General features: G+C 64.7%; 18 protein-coding genes. 10 read left to right on the forward strand and 8 right to left on the reverse strand.

The genetic code is table 11. The features are described 5' to 3' along the window. Window positions 1–44: 44 nt before the first annotated feature. The 7 genes from MOK15_RS00340 to MOK15_RS00370 all read right to left on the reverse strand — a co-directional run bounded on the left by MOK15_RS00340 (window position 45) and on the right by MOK15_RS00370 (window position 6634). Entirely contained in the window at window positions 45–659 is a 615-nt protein-coding gene (locus MOK15_RS00340) for a superoxide dismutase (protein ID WP_242929757.1), read from the reverse strand. A gap of 168 nt (window positions 660–827) precedes the next feature. Beyond that, window positions 828–1475, reverse strand: a complete 648-nt coding sequence (gene ispZ / locus MOK15_RS00345; protein WP_242929758.1) for a septation protein IspZ — start codon at window positions 1473–1475, stop codon at window positions 828–830. A 113-nt stretch (window positions 1476–1588) separates the two neighbouring features. Continuing rightward, complete coding sequence (ftsY, locus tag MOK15_RS00350; protein ID WP_242929759.1) at window positions 1589–2521, reverse strand: signal recognition particle-docking protein FtsY; 933 nt, start codon at window positions 2519–2521, stop codon at window positions 1589–1591. Between the two features lie 120 nt (window positions 2522–2641). Further along, a complete protein-coding gene (gene mtaB / locus MOK15_RS00355) occupies window positions 2642–3976 on the reverse strand; it encodes a tRNA (N(6)-L-threonylcarbamoyladenosine(37)-C(2))-methylthiotransferase MtaB (protein WP_242929760.1) in 1335 nt (444 codons plus the stop codon). Then, window positions 3976–4785: a diaminopimelate epimerase gene (dapF, locus tag MOK15_RS00360; protein WP_242929761.1), complete on the reverse strand. Its 810-nt coding sequence runs from the start codon at window positions 4783–4785 to the stop codon at window positions 3976–3978. Before dapF ends, mtaB begins: the two co-directional genes overlap by 1 nt. Before the next feature lie 44 nt (window positions 4786–4829). Then, entirely contained in the window at window positions 4830–5219 is a 390-nt protein-coding gene (locus tag MOK15_RS00365) for a TonB C-terminal domain-containing protein (RefSeq protein WP_242929762.1), read from the reverse strand. Between the two features lie 17 nt (window positions 5220–5236). Then, entirely contained in the window at window positions 5237–6634 is a 1398-nt protein-coding gene (locus MOK15_RS00370) for an amino acid permease (RefSeq protein ID WP_242929763.1), read from the reverse strand. An 892-nt stretch (window positions 6635–7526) separates the two neighbouring features. Here MOK15_RS00370 and ffh point away from each other — a divergent pair. The 10 genes from ffh (at window position 7527) to MOK15_RS00420 (ending at window position 14295) form a co-directional block, all read left to right on the forward strand. Next, window positions 7527–9002: a signal recognition particle protein gene (gene ffh, locus MOK15_RS00375; RefSeq protein ID WP_242929764.1), complete on the forward strand. Its 1476-nt coding sequence runs from the start codon at window positions 7527–7529 to the stop codon at window positions 9000–9002. 41 nt (window positions 9003–9043) lie between these two features. After that, a complete protein-coding gene (gene rpsP, locus MOK15_RS00380) occupies window positions 9044–9544 on the forward strand; it encodes a 30S ribosomal protein S16 (protein WP_242929765.1) in 501 nt (166 codons plus the stop codon). 5 nt (window positions 9545–9549) lie between these two features. Next, the gene (rimM, locus tag MOK15_RS00385; protein ID WP_242929766.1) at window positions 9550–10044 is read left to right on the forward strand and encodes a ribosome maturation factor RimM; all 495 of its coding nucleotides are present in this window, start codon (window positions 9550–9552) and stop codon (window positions 10042–10044) included. Between the two features lie 30 nt (window positions 10045–10074). Next, on the forward strand, window positions 10075–10344 hold the full coding sequence (locus MOK15_RS00390) for an AbrB/MazE/SpoVT family DNA-binding domain-containing protein (RefSeq protein ID WP_242929767.1): 270 nt from the start codon (window positions 10075–10077) through the stop codon (window positions 10342–10344). After that, on the forward strand, window positions 10345–10719 hold the full coding sequence (locus tag MOK15_RS00395; RefSeq protein WP_242929768.1) for a type II toxin-antitoxin system VapC family toxin: 375 nt from the start codon (window positions 10345–10347) through the stop codon (window positions 10717–10719). Between the two features lie 47 nt (window positions 10720–10766). Continuing rightward, window positions 10767–12218: a serine hydrolase domain-containing protein gene (locus MOK15_RS00400; protein WP_242932586.1), complete on the forward strand. Its 1452-nt coding sequence runs from the start codon at window positions 10767–10769 to the stop codon at window positions 12216–12218. Between the two features lie 37 nt (window positions 12219–12255). Beyond that, window positions 12256–12528 carry a hypothetical protein gene (locus tag MOK15_RS00405; protein WP_242929769.1) on the forward strand — a complete coding sequence of 91 codons (273 nt, stop codon included), beginning with the start codon at window positions 12256–12258 and terminating at the stop codon, window positions 12526–12528. Beyond that, window positions 12525–13262, forward strand: a complete 738-nt coding sequence (trmD, locus tag MOK15_RS00410) for a tRNA (guanosine(37)-N1)-methyltransferase TrmD (RefSeq protein WP_242929770.1) — start codon at window positions 12525–12527, stop codon at window positions 13260–13262. Before MOK15_RS00405 ends, trmD begins: the two co-directional genes overlap by 4 nt. Window positions 13263–13269: 7 nt before the next feature. Beyond that, entirely contained in the window at window positions 13270–13638 is a 369-nt protein-coding gene (gene rplS / locus MOK15_RS00415; RefSeq protein ID WP_242929771.1) for a 50S ribosomal protein L19, read from the forward strand. Between the two features lie 141 nt (window positions 13639–13779). Further along, complete coding sequence (locus tag MOK15_RS00420) at window positions 13780–14295, forward strand: GNAT family N-acetyltransferase (protein WP_242929772.1); 516 nt, start codon at window positions 13780–13782, stop codon at window positions 14293–14295. Here the strand turns inward: MOK15_RS00420 and MOK15_RS00425 are convergent. Beyond that, on the reverse strand, window positions 14288–15571 hold the full coding sequence (locus tag MOK15_RS00425) for an MFS transporter (RefSeq protein WP_242929773.1): 1284 nt from the start codon (window positions 15569–15571) through the stop codon (window positions 14288–14290). The genes MOK15_RS00420 and MOK15_RS00425 overlap by 8 nt on opposite strands. Between the last annotated feature and the right edge of the window lie 115 nt (window positions 15572–15686).

The following is a 15686-nucleotide window of genomic DNA, read 5'->3' on the forward strand; positions in this document are numbered from 1 at the left end:
GCAGCGCCCTCCGCACCGATAGGATGCGGAGGGCGGACGCGGGATCAGGCCGGCTGGTCGGCGCGGCTGGCGCCTTCGCCGTCCAGGTTCAGCGCGGCGAAGTCCCAGTTGATCGCTTCCTTGAGGATGCGGTCGGCATAGCTGGGGCGTAGGTTGCGATAGTCGATATAATAGGCATGTTCCCATACATCGACGATCAGCAGCGGCAGGTGGCCTTCATGCGCGACGGGTGTGTCGGCGTCATGATAGCTGGCGACTTCCAGCTTGCCGTCCTTCAGGATCAGCGCAGCCCAGCCGCTGGCGAAATGCCCGACGGCTTCGGCTTTCAGCTTTTCGATCAGGGCATCGACTGAACCAAAGGCTTCGGTGATGAGGTCGAGCAGCTTGCCGGTGGGCGCGGTCTTGGTGGGCGACAGCGAGTTCCAGTAGAAGGTGTGGTTCCAGATCTGGCCGACCTGGTTGAACAGGCCGCCCTTGGCTGACTTGATCAGCTCGACCAGCGACTTGCCCTGCAGGGCGGCGTCCGCGGCGACCAGTTCATTGGCTTTCACGACATAGGCATTGTGATGCTTGCCGTGGTGGAAGTCGAAGGTTTCGACCGACAGGATGTCGCCGAAGGCATCCTTGGCATAGGGCAGATCGGGCAGAACAAAGGCCATGGCGGAACTCCTCGGGTTCGTTATGGGGCGGCCGCACGCAGGTCGGCGCGGCCGGTTGGTCATATGGTCCAGACGGGGCGTGGACGCCTCCGCCGCTTCCCATATGCTCCCCCAACGCCCAAGAAAACAGATATGTGCCTATTGCGAAACGATCGCAGAAATAAGGGCTTATCCTTGAGGAGGACTTGTCTCGCCGATATCGTCGCTTGCCGGTTCTTCACCCAAAGTCAGGCCATGGCGCATCAGCATCGGGATGTTGGCGGCGGCGAAGACCACCGACACGATGGTCACGCCCCAGACCTTGACCGCGAGCCATGTGTCGAAGTCCATCGACCGGCGCATCACCTCGTTCGCCACCGCCATGGCGACGAAGAAGAGTGCCCAGTTGCGCGATAGCTTCATCCAGCCGGTTTCGGTGAGGCCGTCATAGGCTGCCTGGAGCAGATATTTGAGCAGCGGCTTGCCGCGTAGCAGCCCGGCGAACAGCATCAGCGCGAAGAAGGCGTAGATGATGGTGGGCTTCAATTGAATGAAGCGCTGGTCGTGGAAATAGATGGTGAGGCCGCCGAAGAAGAGGATTAGCATCGCCGACAGCCAGAGCATGGGCGACACCCGGCCCAGCTTCACCTTGGAGATGATGACCGCGATCACGATCGAGGCCATGAAGGCCGCTGTGCCAAAGGTCATGGCGGTGATCGGATTGCCCGATCCCCAGATCCAGCCCGCGCCCTTGTAGGTCAGGAAGAAGACCAGCAGCGGCCCGAAGTCGAGCGCCAGGCTGAGCGTGCCGTTATGAGCGGGTTTGGCGTTAGCCATGTTCGTTTTTCCTATCGTCATCCTGCCGAAAGTCAGGATCCAGGGCGTCTGAACGCTGTGTGTTGGACTCTGGATGCCGGATCAAGTCCGGCATGACGGAGATGGGATGGGCATCACCGCGCATAGGCTGTCCCCGCGATTGCCCGCGCCATGTCGCCCGGATCGAAGGGGCGCAGGTCCTCGATCTTCTCGCCCACGCCGATGGCGTGGATGGGCAGGCGAAATTTCTCCGCTGCCGCGACCAGCACGCCGCCGCGCGCGGTGCCGTCCAGCTTGGTCATGACCAGCCCCGTCACCTGCGCGGTTTCCTTGAAGACTTCGATCTGGTTCAACGCATTCTGTCCCGTGGTGGCGTCCAGCACCAGGACAACGTCGTGCGGGGCGGCGGGGTTCAATCGGCCCAGCACCCGGCGCACCTTGGCCAATTCGTCCATCAGTTCGGTCTTGTTCTGGAGGCGCCCGGCGGTGTCGACGATCAGCACGTCGATGCCGGTGGCCGTCGCCTGCTTGACCGCGTCGAACACGATGCCGGCCGCGTCGCCGCCTTCCTTGCCCGCGACGATGGGGATGCCCAGCCGCTCGGCCCAGACCTTGAGCTGGCCGATCGCCGCTGCGCGGAACGTATCGCCCGCCGCCAGCATCACGCCATAGTCCTGCTCCAGGAAATTATTGGCGAGTTTGGCGATGGTGGTGGTCTTGCCCGAACCGTTGACGCCGATCACCAGGATCACCTGCGGGCGCGGGAAGGCCTCGATCTCCAGCGGGCGGGCGACGGGGGCCAGCACCTTCTCGATTTCCTCCGCGATAATCTCGCGCAGATACTCCTCGGTCAGTTCCTTGTTGTACCGCCCATCGGCCAGCCGATCGCGCACGCGCGCGGCCATGGCGGGGCCAAGGTCGGACATGATGAGCGCTTCCTCGATCTCGTCGAGCGTCTGCGCGTCCAGCGCGGCCTTGGTGAAAAGGCCGGTGAGGTTTTCGCCGAGCTTGTCGGACGTGCGCTTCAATCCGCCGAAGAGGCGGTCGCGCCAGGAAGTTTCAGCCATGTAAGTAAACCATCGTCATTCCCGCGAAGGCGGGAATCCATCTCCCGCCATATCCACAAGATGCAAGCTTGGGAGATGGATCCCCGCCTTCGCGGGGATGACGGAGGATGGGAATCCCTATCATGCCGCCTCTTGCGCGATCAGCGAGCCATTCTCAAGGCCCGTGATGCGCGCGCGCACGATGGAGGAGGGGCATTGTACCGACGCCAACCGCACCGGAGCAAAATTCTCGGCATGGCCAGAAAGCCCGTTCCGTTCCACGAGGACCGACTGCTGTGTGCCGATCAGGCTGCGCAGCCAGGCTTCGCGCCGAGTGGCGCAGGCGTCGCGCAGGCGGGCGGCGCGGGCCTTGATCGTCGCGCGATCGACCTGCGGCATCCGCGCAGCAGGGGTGCCGGCGCGGGGCGAATAGGGGAAGATATGGCCGTGGACGATGTCGCATTCGTCCACCAGCGCCAGGCTGTGTTCGAACATCGCCTCTTCCTCGGTCGGGAAGCCGGCGATGATGTCGGCGCCGATGCTGATTTCGGCGCGCGCGCTTTTCAGGCGCTCGACGATCCGGATCGCGTCGGCGCGGCTGTGGCGGCGCTTCATCCGCTTGAGGATCATGTCGTCGCCCGCCTGAAGCGAGAGGTGGAGGTGCGGCATCATACGGGGTTCATGGGCGATCAGGTCGAATAGGCGGTCGTCGATTTCCACACTGTCGATTGAGGACAGGCGCAGGCGGGGGAGGTCTGGCACGCCCTTCAACAGGCGCTCGACCAGCAGGCCCAGCGAGGGGCTGCCCGGTAAGTCGGGACCGTAGCTGGTGACGTCCACCCCGGTCAGCACGATTTCCCGATAGCCCACGCCGACCAGTTGCTTGGCCTTTTCCACCACCGCGCCGGCGGGGACGGAGCGGCTGTTGCCCCGGCCATAGGGGATGATGCAGAAGGTGCAGCGATGGTCGCAGCCATTCTGCACCTCCAGGAAAGCGCGGGCATGGTCGGCGAAGGCGGACGCCATATGTGGCGCGGTGTCGCGCACGGCCATGATGTCGGAGACTTTGACCTTCTCCGTCACATCAGCCCAATTCGTCACCCCAGCGAAAGCTGGGGTCTCACTTTCTTTGGGTGAGACAGAAGAAAAGAGAGATCCCAGCTTTCGTTGGGATGACGGAAGATAGGTTTCCGCCTCCATCTTCTCCCGATTGCCGATCACGCCGTCCACCTCCGCCATCGCGGCGAAGGTCTGCGGTTCGGTCTGGGCGGCGCAGCCGGTGACGAGGATGCGCGCGTCCGGGCGTTCGCGGCGCGCGCGGCGTATCGCCTGGCGGGTCTGGCGCACCGCTTCGGCCGTCACTGCGCAGCTATTGACCACGATCAGGTCATCCTGGCCCTGCGCCATATCCCGGATCGCCTCGCTCTCCGCGATGTTGAGGCGGCAGCCCATGGTGATGATGTCCGGCCCGCTCATCAGAAGCGGTCCCAGTCAGCCTCACCGTCGAAGACATGGGTGGCGGGGCCGGTCATGCGGATGGTGTCGCCCGCCGCCCAGTCGATCAACAAGTCGCCGCCCGGCAGGCTGACCGTTGTGGGGCCGCTGACCAGCTTGCGGCGGACGGCGGCGACGGCGGTGGCGCAGGCGCCGGTGCCGCAAGCGCGCGTCAGGCCCGCGCCGCGTTCCCACACGACCAGGCGGATATGATTGTCGCCGACGATCTGCGCGAAGTTGACGTTCACCCGCTGCGGAAAGAGGGGATCATGCTCGATCAGCGGGCCGAGCCGGTCGAAGTTCACACCATCCATATCGTCCACGAAGAAGATGACATGCGGGTTGCCGACATTGACCGCGGCGGGGGCGGGCAGGTCTTCCCAGCTTGCGCCCATGGTCAGCGTGTCCATGGGATAGGCGAGCGGGATCGCATCCCAGTCGAAGCGCGGCGCGCCCATGTCGACGCTGGCCCCGCCATCGACCGCCTTGGCGTCGAGCAGGCCGGCTTTGGTGCGGATCAACACGTCGCGCCCGACGAACAGCGGCACGCAGCGGGTCGCGTTGCCGCACGCTTCCACTTCGCTGCCGTCGGCGTTGAAGATCTGCATCGACACGTCGGCATCATCGCCCGTTTCGGCCTCGCCGATCAGGATCAACTGGTCGCAGCCGATCCCGGCATGGCGGTCGGCAATGGTGCGGGCGCGCGCCTCCGTCATGTCGAGCGCGCCGTTGCGCGCGTCGATCACGACGAAATCGTTGCCCAGCCCATGCATCTTCGAAAAACGGCCCATAATGGCCGCGCATGTAAGGCCTGTACGGCGAAAATGCCAGTGGTTCAGTTCCAGGCCAGCCGTGCTCTCCATGTCCCGGCTGCGGGTTGCCGGTTGGCATCCAAGGCCGGCAGGAACGTTACGCGAGCCATCAAGGTGGTGCACAGCGCCTGGTCGTGCATCGGGGAACCGGAACTTTCATCGATGGTGCAGTCCACCACCTTGCCGGTTTCATCCACGTGCAGGACATAAGCTGTGTGATGGCCCGAAGGAACCGGGCGAAGCATGGCGGCGTCCGCACCGGTGAACCATGTCCGTGGTTCGGATCGTGGAATGGGCTTGCTACGATCGAGTTCGTCAAAAGGGATGACCTTGCGCTTTGCCGCTTCTGCTTGTGCCGGCATTGTCAAGATGAGCGCATGAACGACGCCCACCAGCCATCTGTTTCCTGTCATTTGCTGCCAGTTCCCTGTTATCGCGCAACTGCGGCGCGTTTCCTTCCATAAAGGCCATATACAGCCAACCCTATCGCGTTCCATATCAGGCACGCCAAAATCGTCTTCATCGGCAGGCTGATGAAGAGGTAGGCGCAGCCCGCTATCGCGCCGATGCCGACGAACCAGGCGGCGGGGGTGCGGAAGGGGCGTCTGATGTCTGGCAAGCGCTTGCGCAGGACGAGGAGGCACAGGCCCACGGCGGTGAAGGCGATCAGCGTGCCGGCATTGGCGAGGGCGGCGATCTCGTCGATCGGCAGGACGCCAGCGATGATCGCGACCAGCACCGCCGTCACCAGTGTGATGCGGGCCGGGGTGCCGCGCTTCGAAATCTTCGCCAGCGATTGCGGCAGGAAGCCGTCGCGCGCCATCACCAGGAAGATGCGGCTCTGGCCGTAGAGGAAGCCCAGCAGCACGGTGGGCAGTGCGATCACGGCGGCGATGCCGACGATCCGCGCGATCGGTCCCTGGCCCATTTCGCGCAGGATGAGGGCGAGCGGTTCGGGGCTGTCGGCGAAGCGGGTGAAGGGCAGGGCGCCGACGGCGGCGGCAGCGACCAGGACATAGATCAGCGTGCAGATGACCAGCGACCCGACGATGCCGATGGCGAGGTCGCGGTCCGGGTTCTTCGCTTCCTCCGCCGCGGTCGAGATGGCGTCGAAGCCGTAGAAGGCGAAGAAGATGATCGCCGCCGCCGCCATCACGCCGCGCTCCACCCCGTCCGGCCCCATCGACTTGGCGAAGCCGAAGGGCATGAATGGCTCCAGATTCTGCGCATCGAAGGCGGGCAGGGCGACCGCGACGAACAGGCTGAGCGTCGCGATCTTGATGAGGACCAGCAGCGTGTTCAATCGCGCGCTTTCCCGCGTGCCGAACATCAGCAGGCCTGCGACCACGGCGATGATGAAGATGGCGGGAAGGTTGATGACGCCGCCCAGTTCCGGCCCCTTGGTCATCCATTCGGGGAAGCCCAGCGGCGTGAGCAGCGGTCCGGCATAGCCCGACCAGCCGACCGCGACGGTGGATACCACCAGCGAATATTCGAGGATCAGGCTCCAGCCGACAATCCAGGCAATGCCTTCGCCCAGTGCGACATAGGAGTAGCTATAGGCGCTGCCCGCCGCCGGCATCATGGTGGACAGTTCGGCATAGGCGAGCGCGGCGCAGGCGCAGATCGCGCCGGCAATGGCGAAGGAGAGCAGGACGGCGGGACCGGCGCGGTCGGCGCCTACGCCGATCAGGGTCAGGATACCGGTGCCGACGATCGCGCCGACGCCCAGCGCCAGCAGGTGCGGCCAGGACAAGGTACGCGCCATCTGGTGGCCCGCTTCTTTAGGCCTCATCGCCTCCATCGGCTTGCGGCGTGTCCAGCTCATGACGTCTCGGCTCCCCTTTTGCTCTGTCGAGGGCGTGTGCTGGCGCAAATGAGAAAAGTGCGCAAGCGTCGTGCGGCGGCGGGACGGCTTGTTACAGGATCGGGCTGGAGTGCTGTGCGAATCTTGCTTGGTGCCGGGGGTGTGGAGCAATGACGGTCGAGATGCGCGGGCGGGCGCGCCGCCTGAAACGAGTCGCGGACGCGCCACCACCGAAGTTCACACTGTCGTCGGCCTATTTTGACCAATTGCGACAGAAACGCATCGGCTTTGCGCCACAAACGCGACAGGGCGGCGACAGGCGCGCGCCACTGACGCGCCATCCGGGTCACATCAAGGTCACACCAGCGCGACAGGGAGGCGACCGTTGCGCGCCGTGGCGGCGGCGATGTGGCGGCAGTGTGGGAGGCGGGAGCGGTCATCTATCAGGGTAGATCAGACAAGTTCCTATTTTGAAAGGAGAAATGGCGGATCGTTCAGACAGGGCGAGCGGAGGTGCGTCTGGATGCGAGCAAAGGCGGACCTTCTTTCTCCCCTCCCTTCCAGGGAGGGGCCGGGGGTGGGTGCGCCGCGTTAGCGGCGCTCTGGCCTGGCGGTTGCAAGCTCGCTGCGCTCGCCACCCACCCCTAACCCCTCCCTTGAAAGGGAGGGGAATGTCTTGGTTCCACCCATCACAGCCATTCCTTATGGGCGCGCACGGCCCGCTTGCGCTTTGGTCGCCTTTCGCCTAAAGGCCGCGCTGCAATCGGTCGGTTTCCGGTCGATACCCTGATGACTCCAGGACGCCCAGGATGGGGCATCGGATGGACGCTGGCCGGCGAGGTTTCGCCCGCCGGCGATTTTGTCGTTTGACGGGGTAGGCATGTTTTCCGGGCCTTTCGGCCCAAATGAGGTGATGATGTTCGATTCGCTAAGCGATCGTCTCGGTGGGGTATTCGACAAGCTGCGTGGGCGCGGTGCGCTTACGGAGGACGATGTCCGTGCCGCGATGCGCGAGGTGCGAATCGCGCTTCTGGAGGCCGACGTCGCGCTTCCCGTCGTCCGCCAGTTCGTTGAGCAGGCGACCGAACGCGCGGTTGGCAGCGATGTTCTGCGCTCCGTCACGCCGGGCCAGATGGTCGTCAAGATCGTCTCGGACACGCTGACCGAAACGCTGGGGTCGGAAACGTCGGACCTGCTGATCGACGTGACCCCGCCCGCCGTCATCATGATGGTGGGTCTGCAAGGGTCGGGTAAAACCACATCCACCGCCAAGATCGCCAAGCGCCTGAAGGACAAGGAGCGCAAGAAGGTGCTGATGGCGTCGCTCGACGTCCAGCGCCCTGCCGCGCAGGAGCAGTTGGCGGTGCTCGGCACGCAGACCGATGTGGCGACGCTGCCGATCGTGCCGGGCCAGCAGCCGGTCGATATCGCCAAGCGCGCGCTCCAGGCGGCGAAGCTTCAGGGCTTCGACGTGGTGATGCTCGACACCGCAGGCCGTCTGCACGTCGATCAGGCGCTGATGGACGAGATGAAGGCGGTCGCTGATGTGGCGAACCCGGCGGAAATCCTGCTGGTGGTCGACTCGCTGACCGGCCAGGACGCCGTGAACGTTGCGACCAGCTTCTCCGTGCAGGTGCCGCTGACCGGGGTGGTGCTGACCCGTATGGACGGCGACGCGCGCGGGGGCGCCGCCCTGTCGATGCGCGCCGTCACCGGCCAGCCGATCAAATTTGCCGGCACCGGCGAAAAGCTCGACGCGCTTGAGCCTTTCCATCCGCAGCGTGTCGCGCAGCGCATCCTGGGCATGGGCGACGTCGTATCGCTGGTCGAAAGGGCCGCCGAGACGATCGACGCGGAGGAAGCCGACAAGCTCGCCAAGAAAATGGCCAAGGGTCAGTTCGACATGAACGACCTGCGCAGCCAGTTGAACCAGATGCGTCGCATGGGCGGCCTGGGCGCGCTGGCCGGGATGCTGCCGGGCCTCAAGAAGGCGCAGGCGGCGATGGCCAATAGCGGCGCCAACGACAAGACGCTGCTCCATCTCGATGCGATGATCGGCTCCATGACCCCCAAGGAGCGGGAGAAGCCCGCCCTTATCAACGCCAAGCGCAAGATCCGTATCGCCAAGGGCGCGGGTCGGACCGTGCAGGACGTCAACCGTCTCCTGAAAATGCATCAGGAAATGGAAACGGCGATGAAGAAGATCCGCAAGATGGGCGGCCTCAAGGGGCTGGCCAAGATGTTCGGCGGTGGCGGCATGGGCGGTCTGGGTGGCCTTGGCGGCCCGGACGGCGGGCAGGGTGGTCCGCCCGACCTGTCGGGTTTGGGTGGATTGGGCGGCAACATGCCGAAACTTCCGCCCGGCTTTCAGAATTTCATGAAGAAATAAGCAGTTTCAACAGATTAGTTTAGAGTAGAAAGGTAAGTTCCATGGCAACGTCCATTCGTCTGTCGCGCGGCGGCTCCAAGAAGCGCCCTTATTACCGCATCGTCGTGGCCGACAGCCGCGCACCGCGTGACGGCAAGTTCATCGAGCGCATCGGCAGCTACAACCCCGTCCTGCCCAAGGGCGACGAAAAGCGCGTCATCATCGACGTAGAGCGCGCCAAGCACTGGGTTGCCGCCGGCGCCCAGGCAACCGATCGCGTCGCTCGCTTCCTCGACGCCGCCGGCGTGAAGGAGCGCGCTGTTCGCAACAACCCGAAGAAGGCGGAACCGGGCCAGAAGGCCAAGGAGCGCGCTGAAGACCGTGCCGCCAAGCTGGCAGAGGCCGAGGAAGCCGCGAAGGAAGCCGCCGCAGCCGCTGCTGCTCCGGCCGTTGAAGAAGCGCCTGCCGAAGAAGCCGCCGCTCCTGTCGAAGAAGCCGCCGCTCCCGCCGAGGAAGCAGCCGTTCCCGCCGAGGAAGCTGCTGCCGAGCAGGCCGAGGGCTGATCCTCTTGACCGACAAGCCCGTCACTCTGGCCGTCATCATTGGTGCGCATGGGGTGGCGGGCGATGTCCGTCTGAAACTTTTTGGCGAAGGGGCGGAAAGCCTCAAAAGCTACAAGGGTTTCGATGTGGCGGGGCGCACGCTGACGCTGAAGTCGGTGCGCCCCGGCCCCAATGGCGCGGTCGCCCGTTTCGCGGAGATCGGTGATCGGAGCGCGGCCGAAGCCCTGCGCGGGACCGAATTGACCGTGCCCCGCTCCGCCCTGCCGCCTCTGGGCGAGGGCGAATATTATCATGCCGACCTGATCGGCCTTTCCTGCACCTCCAGTACCGGCGAAGCGCTGGGCGAGATCGTCGCGGTCGAGAATTTCGGCGCGGGCGACATCATCGAGGTTCAGCGACTTTCCGTTGGCGACAAGCCGGGCAAGCGCTTCATGGTGCCGATGCATGTCGTCATCCTGGGGGACGGCGGGGCCGTGATTGACGCCGCCTTCGCGGAATAGTATATACACTCCGTATATACGGAGGCTCCCATGGGCGAAGAATATAGGGCCAAGGTGTTCAAGTCGGGCAATAGCCTGGCTTTGCGGCTGCCTGCTGCGCTTGGCCTCAAGGAAGGCGCCGAGATGACCCTGCGTGAGGATAAGGGCAAACTCACGCTGGAACCTGTCGACGTACTGCCGCGCAAGATCGACCTGACCGGCATTGTCGGGACCATGCCCTGGCTCAAGGAAATCCCGCGTGAGGATTTCGATGATTCGCCGCGCGATTGGCATTTGCTGAACGGGCCGCAGGAGAAATAGATGCGGTATCTGATCGATACCAATTGCTGTCTCTATCTCTTCGCTAGCCAATATCCACGTCTCAACGCGCGTATCCTTGCCACCGACAAGGGAGATATCGGCTTGTCGGCTATCGTGTTCGCCGAACTGGCCCTGGGCAGCATGAATGGGAAGGCGCCGCCCATGGCTGCGCTGGAGCTGTTGGCGATGCAGATGCCGCTCCTGCCCTTTGACGCGACGGCAGCGCGATCCTATGGCGCGCTGCCTTTCCGTCGCGGGCGGTTCGACAGGCTGCTGGCCGCTCACGCGCTGGCCCTTGGCTTGACCGTCATCACCCGCAACCTAGCTGACTTCGCGGATATCCCCGGCCTGAAAGTCGAGGATTGGACGCAGTGACGAGACGCTTCTTCCCATGGCTGTTGCTCCTGGCCTTCCTCCCCGTGATGGCCCAGGCCGCCGATGAGAAGAAGATCGCCGCCGCCATCCCCGAGATCGACCGCCTCTTCGCCGACTTTCAGGTCGACAGTCACACGCCCGGCCTGGTCTATGGCATCGTCGCCAATGGGCGGCTGGTCCATGTGAAGGGGCTGGGCGTCCAGGATCTGGTGCGCAAGCGGCCGGTGACGCCCGACAGCCTGTTCCGTATCGCATCGATGACCAAGGCGTTCACGGCGCTGTCGATCCTGAAACTGCGCGAGGACGGCAAGCTGTCGCTGGACGATCCGGCGGAGAAATATGTTCCGGAAATGGGGGGGTGGATCTATCCGACCAAGGATAGTCCGCGCATCCGCATCCGCGATCTGCTGACCCACAGCGCCGGTTTCGTCGACGACAATCCCTGGGGCGACCGACAGACGCCGATGCCGCAAGAGGAATTTACCCGGATGCTGGCGCAGGGCGTGCCGTTCAGCACCGCGCCGGGCAGTCGCTACGAATATAGCAATTTCGGCTATGCGCTGCTGGGGCGGATCATCGCCAATGTGAGCGGCATGTCCTATCGCCGCTATGTCGAGCAGAACCTGCTCGTGCCGCTGGGCATGGCGTCGAGCGGCTATGAGGTGAGCGAGTGGCCGCTCGATCGCCGTGCGATGGGTTATCGCTGGGAAGGTGGGCGCTGGAAAATCGAGCCGACCATGGCGGATGGCGCCTTCGGGGCCATGGGGGGCCTGCAGACCAGCGCCAACGACTATGCGCGTTGGGTCGCCTTCCTGTTGTCCGCCTGGCCGGCGCGGGATGACGACGACAAGGGGCCGGTGTCGCGTTCCGCCGTGCGGATGTTGGCGGAGGGGAGCAATTTCCTGGGCCTGGCCCAGCGCAACGGAAAGAGTGGCCCGACAGCATGCAAGCAGGCAGCGGCTTATGGGTTTGCCATGCGGATCGCGCAGGACTGCGATCTGGGGCTGACCCTGGCGCATGGCGGCGGCTATCCCGGCTATGGCAGCCATGTGATGCTGATGCCCGATTATGGCGTGGGCATCTTCGTCTTCACCAACCGCACCTATAATGGTGGCGCCGGCCCGGCCTGGGATGCAGCAGTGGTGCTCAAGCAGGCGGGCGCGCTGATTGCTCGCACCGTGCCGGTATCGGCGCTGCTGGCGGAGGGCTATGCCGCAGCCGGGCGCATCTATGCGGCGGGTAATGTCGGTGTGGCGCGGGATCATCTGGCGATGAACTTCCTGATGGACAGCGATCCGGACAGTTGGACGAAGAAGCTCGCGGCGCTGAAGGGTGAGGTTGGGGCGTGCAGTACGGATGCGCCGATCATCGCCACGGGCAATCTGTCGGGCAACTTTACGTGGACCTGCGCAAAGGGGCGGGTGGCCGGTAGCCTGTTGCTCGCGCCCATAATGACCGCGCAGATTCAGGAACTCAAGATCGCGACCAAGACGCCCTGAACTGGACGCTGGCCGCACCTTGGCCTAAGCGCGGCCTATGGCCCAGATCATCACCGCTATCTACCTGTTGCTCATGCTCGCCGCAGGGTGGCGGCTGTTCGGTATCGGCTGGCCGCGCGGCGCGAAGCTGGCAGCGGCCGTCGCGCTGGTCTGCCCGATCCCGCTGCTGTTGCTGATCCCGGCGTTGCTGCATCCGGAGCGGCCCTTTAACGATCTGCTGCGGAACATGGGTGTGGCGCTGCTGGTGTGCGGCATCATCTGCATGGCGGGCGGCTGGTCTGTCGCCCGGATAAGGGCGCGCCGGAAATGAGCTTCACCGCGCAAATCCTGACGCTCTATCCGGAGATGTTTCCGGGGCCGCTGGGCGTGTCGCTGGCGGGGCGGGCGCTGGCCGAGGGGAAATGGGCCTGCAACCCGATCCATATCCGCGATTTTGCCGCCGACCGGCACCGCACCGTGGACGATACGCCGGCGGGCGGCGGGGCGGGCATGGTGCTGCGCGCGGATATATTGGCGCAGGCGGTGGATCATGCGCTGGAGGCGCGTCCCGACCTGCCCGTCCTGGCCATGACGCCGCGCGGCAAGCCCATCACCCAGGCGCGGGTGCGCGACCTGGCGGCGGGGCCGGGGGCGACGATCCTGTGCGGCCGGTTCGAGGGGTTTGACGAGCGTATTTTCGACGCGCGCCCGATCGAGCAGGTCAGCATGGGCGACATCATCCTGTCGGGCGGGGAAATGGCGGCGCTGCTGCTGCTCGATGCTTGCGTCCGGCTGCTTCCCGGTGTAATGGGCGCCGCTTCCAGCGGAGTCGAGGAGTCCTTTGAAACGGGCCTGCTCGAATATCCGCATTATACCCGCCCGGTGGAATGGGAGGGACGCGCGATCCCCGAAGTGTTGCGATCGGGGGATCATGCGAAGATCGCCGCCTGGCGGAAACAACAGGCGGAGACCGATACACGGCTAAGGCGGCCGGACCTTTGGGAACGTCATATCGGCGTTCGGGACCAGTCGCCCTCTGGTGCGCAGCAAACGACCAAGGACTGACGTTAGAATGAACATCATCCAGCAGATCGAGGCGGAAAGCATTGCCGCCCTCGCCAAGGACATTCCCGATTTCCGCCCCGGCGACACGCTTCGTGTCGGCGTGAAGGTCATCGAAGGCGAACGCAGCCGCGTCCAGAATTATGAAGGCGTGTGCATCGCCCGCTCGAACAAGGGCATGGGTTCCAACTTCACCGTGCGCAAGATTTCGTTCGGCGAAGGCGTGGAGCGTGTGTTCCCGCTCTATTCGCCCAACATCGATTCGATCACCGTCGTCCGTCGTGGCGTCGTGCGTCGTGCCAAGCTGTACTATCTGCGCGGCCGTACCGGCAAGCGCGCCCGTATCGCCGAGCGTCGCGACGTCCGCAGCGAGGATTGATCCTCCGTATCGCTTTTCGATAAGCGAAGAAACAAGAAGGCGGTGGTCATCGGACCGCCGCCTTTTTTGTTTGGGCGTTCGCGGTAAGGGATCAGGAAGCGTCTTTCCACGCGCGCCGATCCTTTCTATGCCGTTACGATCATGGCCTTGACTCACCGCCTCGCCATACTGGCCGACGAACCGGCCCTGTCCGCGCTGATGCTGCTGGCGATCGACCGGTTGCAGACCGGCTTTCTCGATCCCGCGCAGGTGAAGGCCAGTCACGCCTTCATGGGATTGGATAGTCGGCTGATTGCCGATGGCACCTATTTCGTTATCGAGAACGGAGGCGAAATCGCCGGGTGCGGGGGCTGGAGCCGGCGGGCGACGGCGTATGGCGGTAATCATAGCGCGGGCCGGGATGACCGGCTGCTCGACCCGGCCACGGAGGCGGCGCGGGTGCGGGCGATGTATACCCACCCCGATCATGTGCGCAAAGGCGTGGGCACGCTGGTCCTGACGCTGTGCGAAGCGGCGGCGAAGATGGAGGGGTTCGCCGCGCTGGAGCTGTCGGGCACGATGGCAGGGGTGCCGCTGTATCGCAGTTTCGGGTTCGAGGGGGTGCGGCCGTTCGAGGACAGCGGCGTACCGATGCTGCTGATGCGCAAGCCTATCTGACGGCGGGCGCCCGGCTGGTCCACCACAGGCCGGCCAGGCTGAGGAGCGCGGCTGCCGCCATGTAGAGGCCGACCAGCGCCACGCCCTGCGCCCCGATCAGCCAGGTGGCGACGATCGGCGCGAGCGCGCCGCCCACTATGCCGCCCAGGTTGAAGGCGAAGGACGCGCCGGTGTAGCGGAGCTGGATCGGGAAGAGGGAGGGTAGATAGGCGCCGAGCGGCCCGTAGATGAACCCCATCATGAACAGGGCGAGGCTGAGCGCGACGAAGATTGGCAGCAACGCGCCGGTGCCGATCATCGGCCCGAAGACGAGGCCCATCAGCAGCGTGCCGGCGCAACCCCAGGCTAGGACGCGGGTGGGGCTGCTATGGTCCGACCACCAGCCGGCGAGGATGATGCTCGCCGCCATGAACAGGATCGCGCCGAGCTGGATGGCGAGGAAGATTTCGCGGTCGATCTTGAGCGTGGTGGTGCCATAGCCGAGCGCGAAGGCGGTGGCGATATAATAGACGGCGAAGCAGGCCGCGCAGGCGAAGGTGCCTGCGATCGCCGCGCCCAGGTGGGAGGAGAGCAGGGTCGCCAGCGGCACGGCGGGTGGGGGCGCTTCCTTCTGAGCGGCGGCAAATTCGGGCGTTTCGGTGAGCTTGAGGCGGACCCAGAGGCCCAGGATCACCAGCACCGCGCTGCCCAGGAAGGGCAGACGCCAGCCCCAGGTGAAAAATTCCGCGTCGGTCAGGAACGCGCCCAGGATCAGGAACAGGCCGTTGGCGGCGATGAAGCCGACCGGCGCGCCCAATTGCGGGAACATGCCGAAGCGCGCCCGCCATCCGAGCGGGGCGTTCTCCACCGCCAGCAATGCCGCGCCGCCCCATTCGCCGCCCAGACCAAAGCCCTGTCCGAAGCGGAGCAGGCAGAGGATCAAGGGCGCCCAATAGCCGATCATCGCATAGGTGGGCAGGAAACCGATGAGCAAGGTGCAGCCGCCCATCAGCATGAGCGAGGCGACCAGCGTCGCCTTGCGCCCGATGCGGTCGCCATAATGGCCGAAGACCGCCGCGCCCACCGGTCGCGCGAAGAAGGCGAGGGCGAGGCTGCCATAGGAAGCCATCAACTGCGCCGAGGGTGAGGAGGAGGGGAAGAAGAGAGAGGGGAAGATCAGGCTGGCGGCGGTGGCGTAGATGTAGAAGTCGTAAAATTCGACCGCCGTGCCGATGAGGCTGGCGGCGAGCACGCGCTTGTGCCGCCACATTTCGCCTATGCCGTTTGTTTCCCTCATCTCGTTTGCCCCCACATCCTTCATAATATGCCTACAGACCCGATGAATCGCGTCTGAAATCTGCTCCGATCATCCTCCCCTGTAAGGGGAGGGGGACCACGAAGTGGTGGAGGGG

Source organism: Sphingobium sp. BYY-5 (genome assembly GCF_022758885.1).
Classification (GTDB): Bacteria; Pseudomonadota; Alphaproteobacteria; order Sphingomonadales; family Sphingomonadaceae; genus Sphingobium.

Excerpts from the sequence above, each read along its gene's own strand:
- MOK15_RS00340 (WP_242929757.1), bottom strand. The coding sequence starts at position 659 with ATGGCCTTTGTTCTGCCCGATCTGCCCTATGCCAAGGATGCCTTCGGC.
- ispZ (WP_242929758.1), bottom strand. The coding sequence starts at position 1,475 with ATGGCTAACGCCAAACCCGCTCATAACGGCACGCTCAGCCTGGCGCTC.
- ftsY (WP_242929759.1), bottom strand. The coding sequence starts at position 2,521 with ATGGCTGAAACTTCCTGGCGCGACCGCCTCTTCGGCGGATTGAAGCGC.
- mtaB (WP_242929760.1), bottom strand. The coding sequence starts at position 3,976 with ATGAGCGGGCCGGACATCATCACCATGGGCTGCCGCCTCAACATCGCG.
- dapF (WP_242929761.1), bottom strand. The coding sequence starts at position 4,785 with ATGGGCCGTTTTTCGAAGATGCATGGGCTGGGCAACGATTTCGTCGTG.
- MOK15_RS00365 (WP_242929762.1), bottom strand. The coding sequence starts at position 5,219 with ATGACAGGAAACAGATGGCTGGTGGGCGTCGTTCATGCGCTCATCTTG.
- MOK15_RS00370 (WP_242929763.1), bottom strand. The coding sequence starts at position 6,634 with ATGAGCTGGACACGCCGCAAGCCGATGGAGGCGATGAGGCCTAAAGAA.
- ffh (WP_242929764.1), top strand. The coding sequence starts at position 7,527 with ATGATGTTCGATTCGCTAAGCGATCGTCTCGGTGGGGTATTCGACAAG.
- rpsP (WP_242929765.1), top strand. The coding sequence starts at position 9,044 with ATGGCAACGTCCATTCGTCTGTCGCGCGGCGGCTCCAAGAAGCGCCCT.
- MOK15_RS00390 (WP_242929767.1), top strand. The coding sequence starts at position 10,075 with ATGGGCGAAGAATATAGGGCCAAGGTGTTCAAGTCGGGCAATAGCCTG.
- MOK15_RS00395 (WP_242929768.1), top strand. The coding sequence starts at position 10,345 with ATGCGGTATCTGATCGATACCAATTGCTGTCTCTATCTCTTCGCTAGC.
- MOK15_RS00400 (WP_242932586.1), top strand. The coding sequence starts at position 10,767 with ATGGCCCAGGCCGCCGATGAGAAGAAGATCGCCGCCGCCATCCCCGAG.
- MOK15_RS00405 (WP_242929769.1), top strand. The coding sequence starts at position 12,256 with ATGGCCCAGATCATCACCGCTATCTACCTGTTGCTCATGCTCGCCGCA.
- trmD (WP_242929770.1), top strand. The coding sequence starts at position 12,525 with ATGAGCTTCACCGCGCAAATCCTGACGCTCTATCCGGAGATGTTTCCG.
- rplS (WP_242929771.1), top strand. The coding sequence starts at position 13,270 with ATGAACATCATCCAGCAGATCGAGGCGGAAAGCATTGCCGCCCTCGCC.
- MOK15_RS00420 (WP_242929772.1), top strand. The coding sequence starts at position 13,780 with ATGGCCTTGACTCACCGCCTCGCCATACTGGCCGACGAACCGGCCCTG.
- MOK15_RS00425 (WP_242929773.1), bottom strand. The coding sequence starts at position 15,571 with ATGAGGGAAACAAACGGCATAGGCGAAATGTGGCGGCACAAGCGCGTG.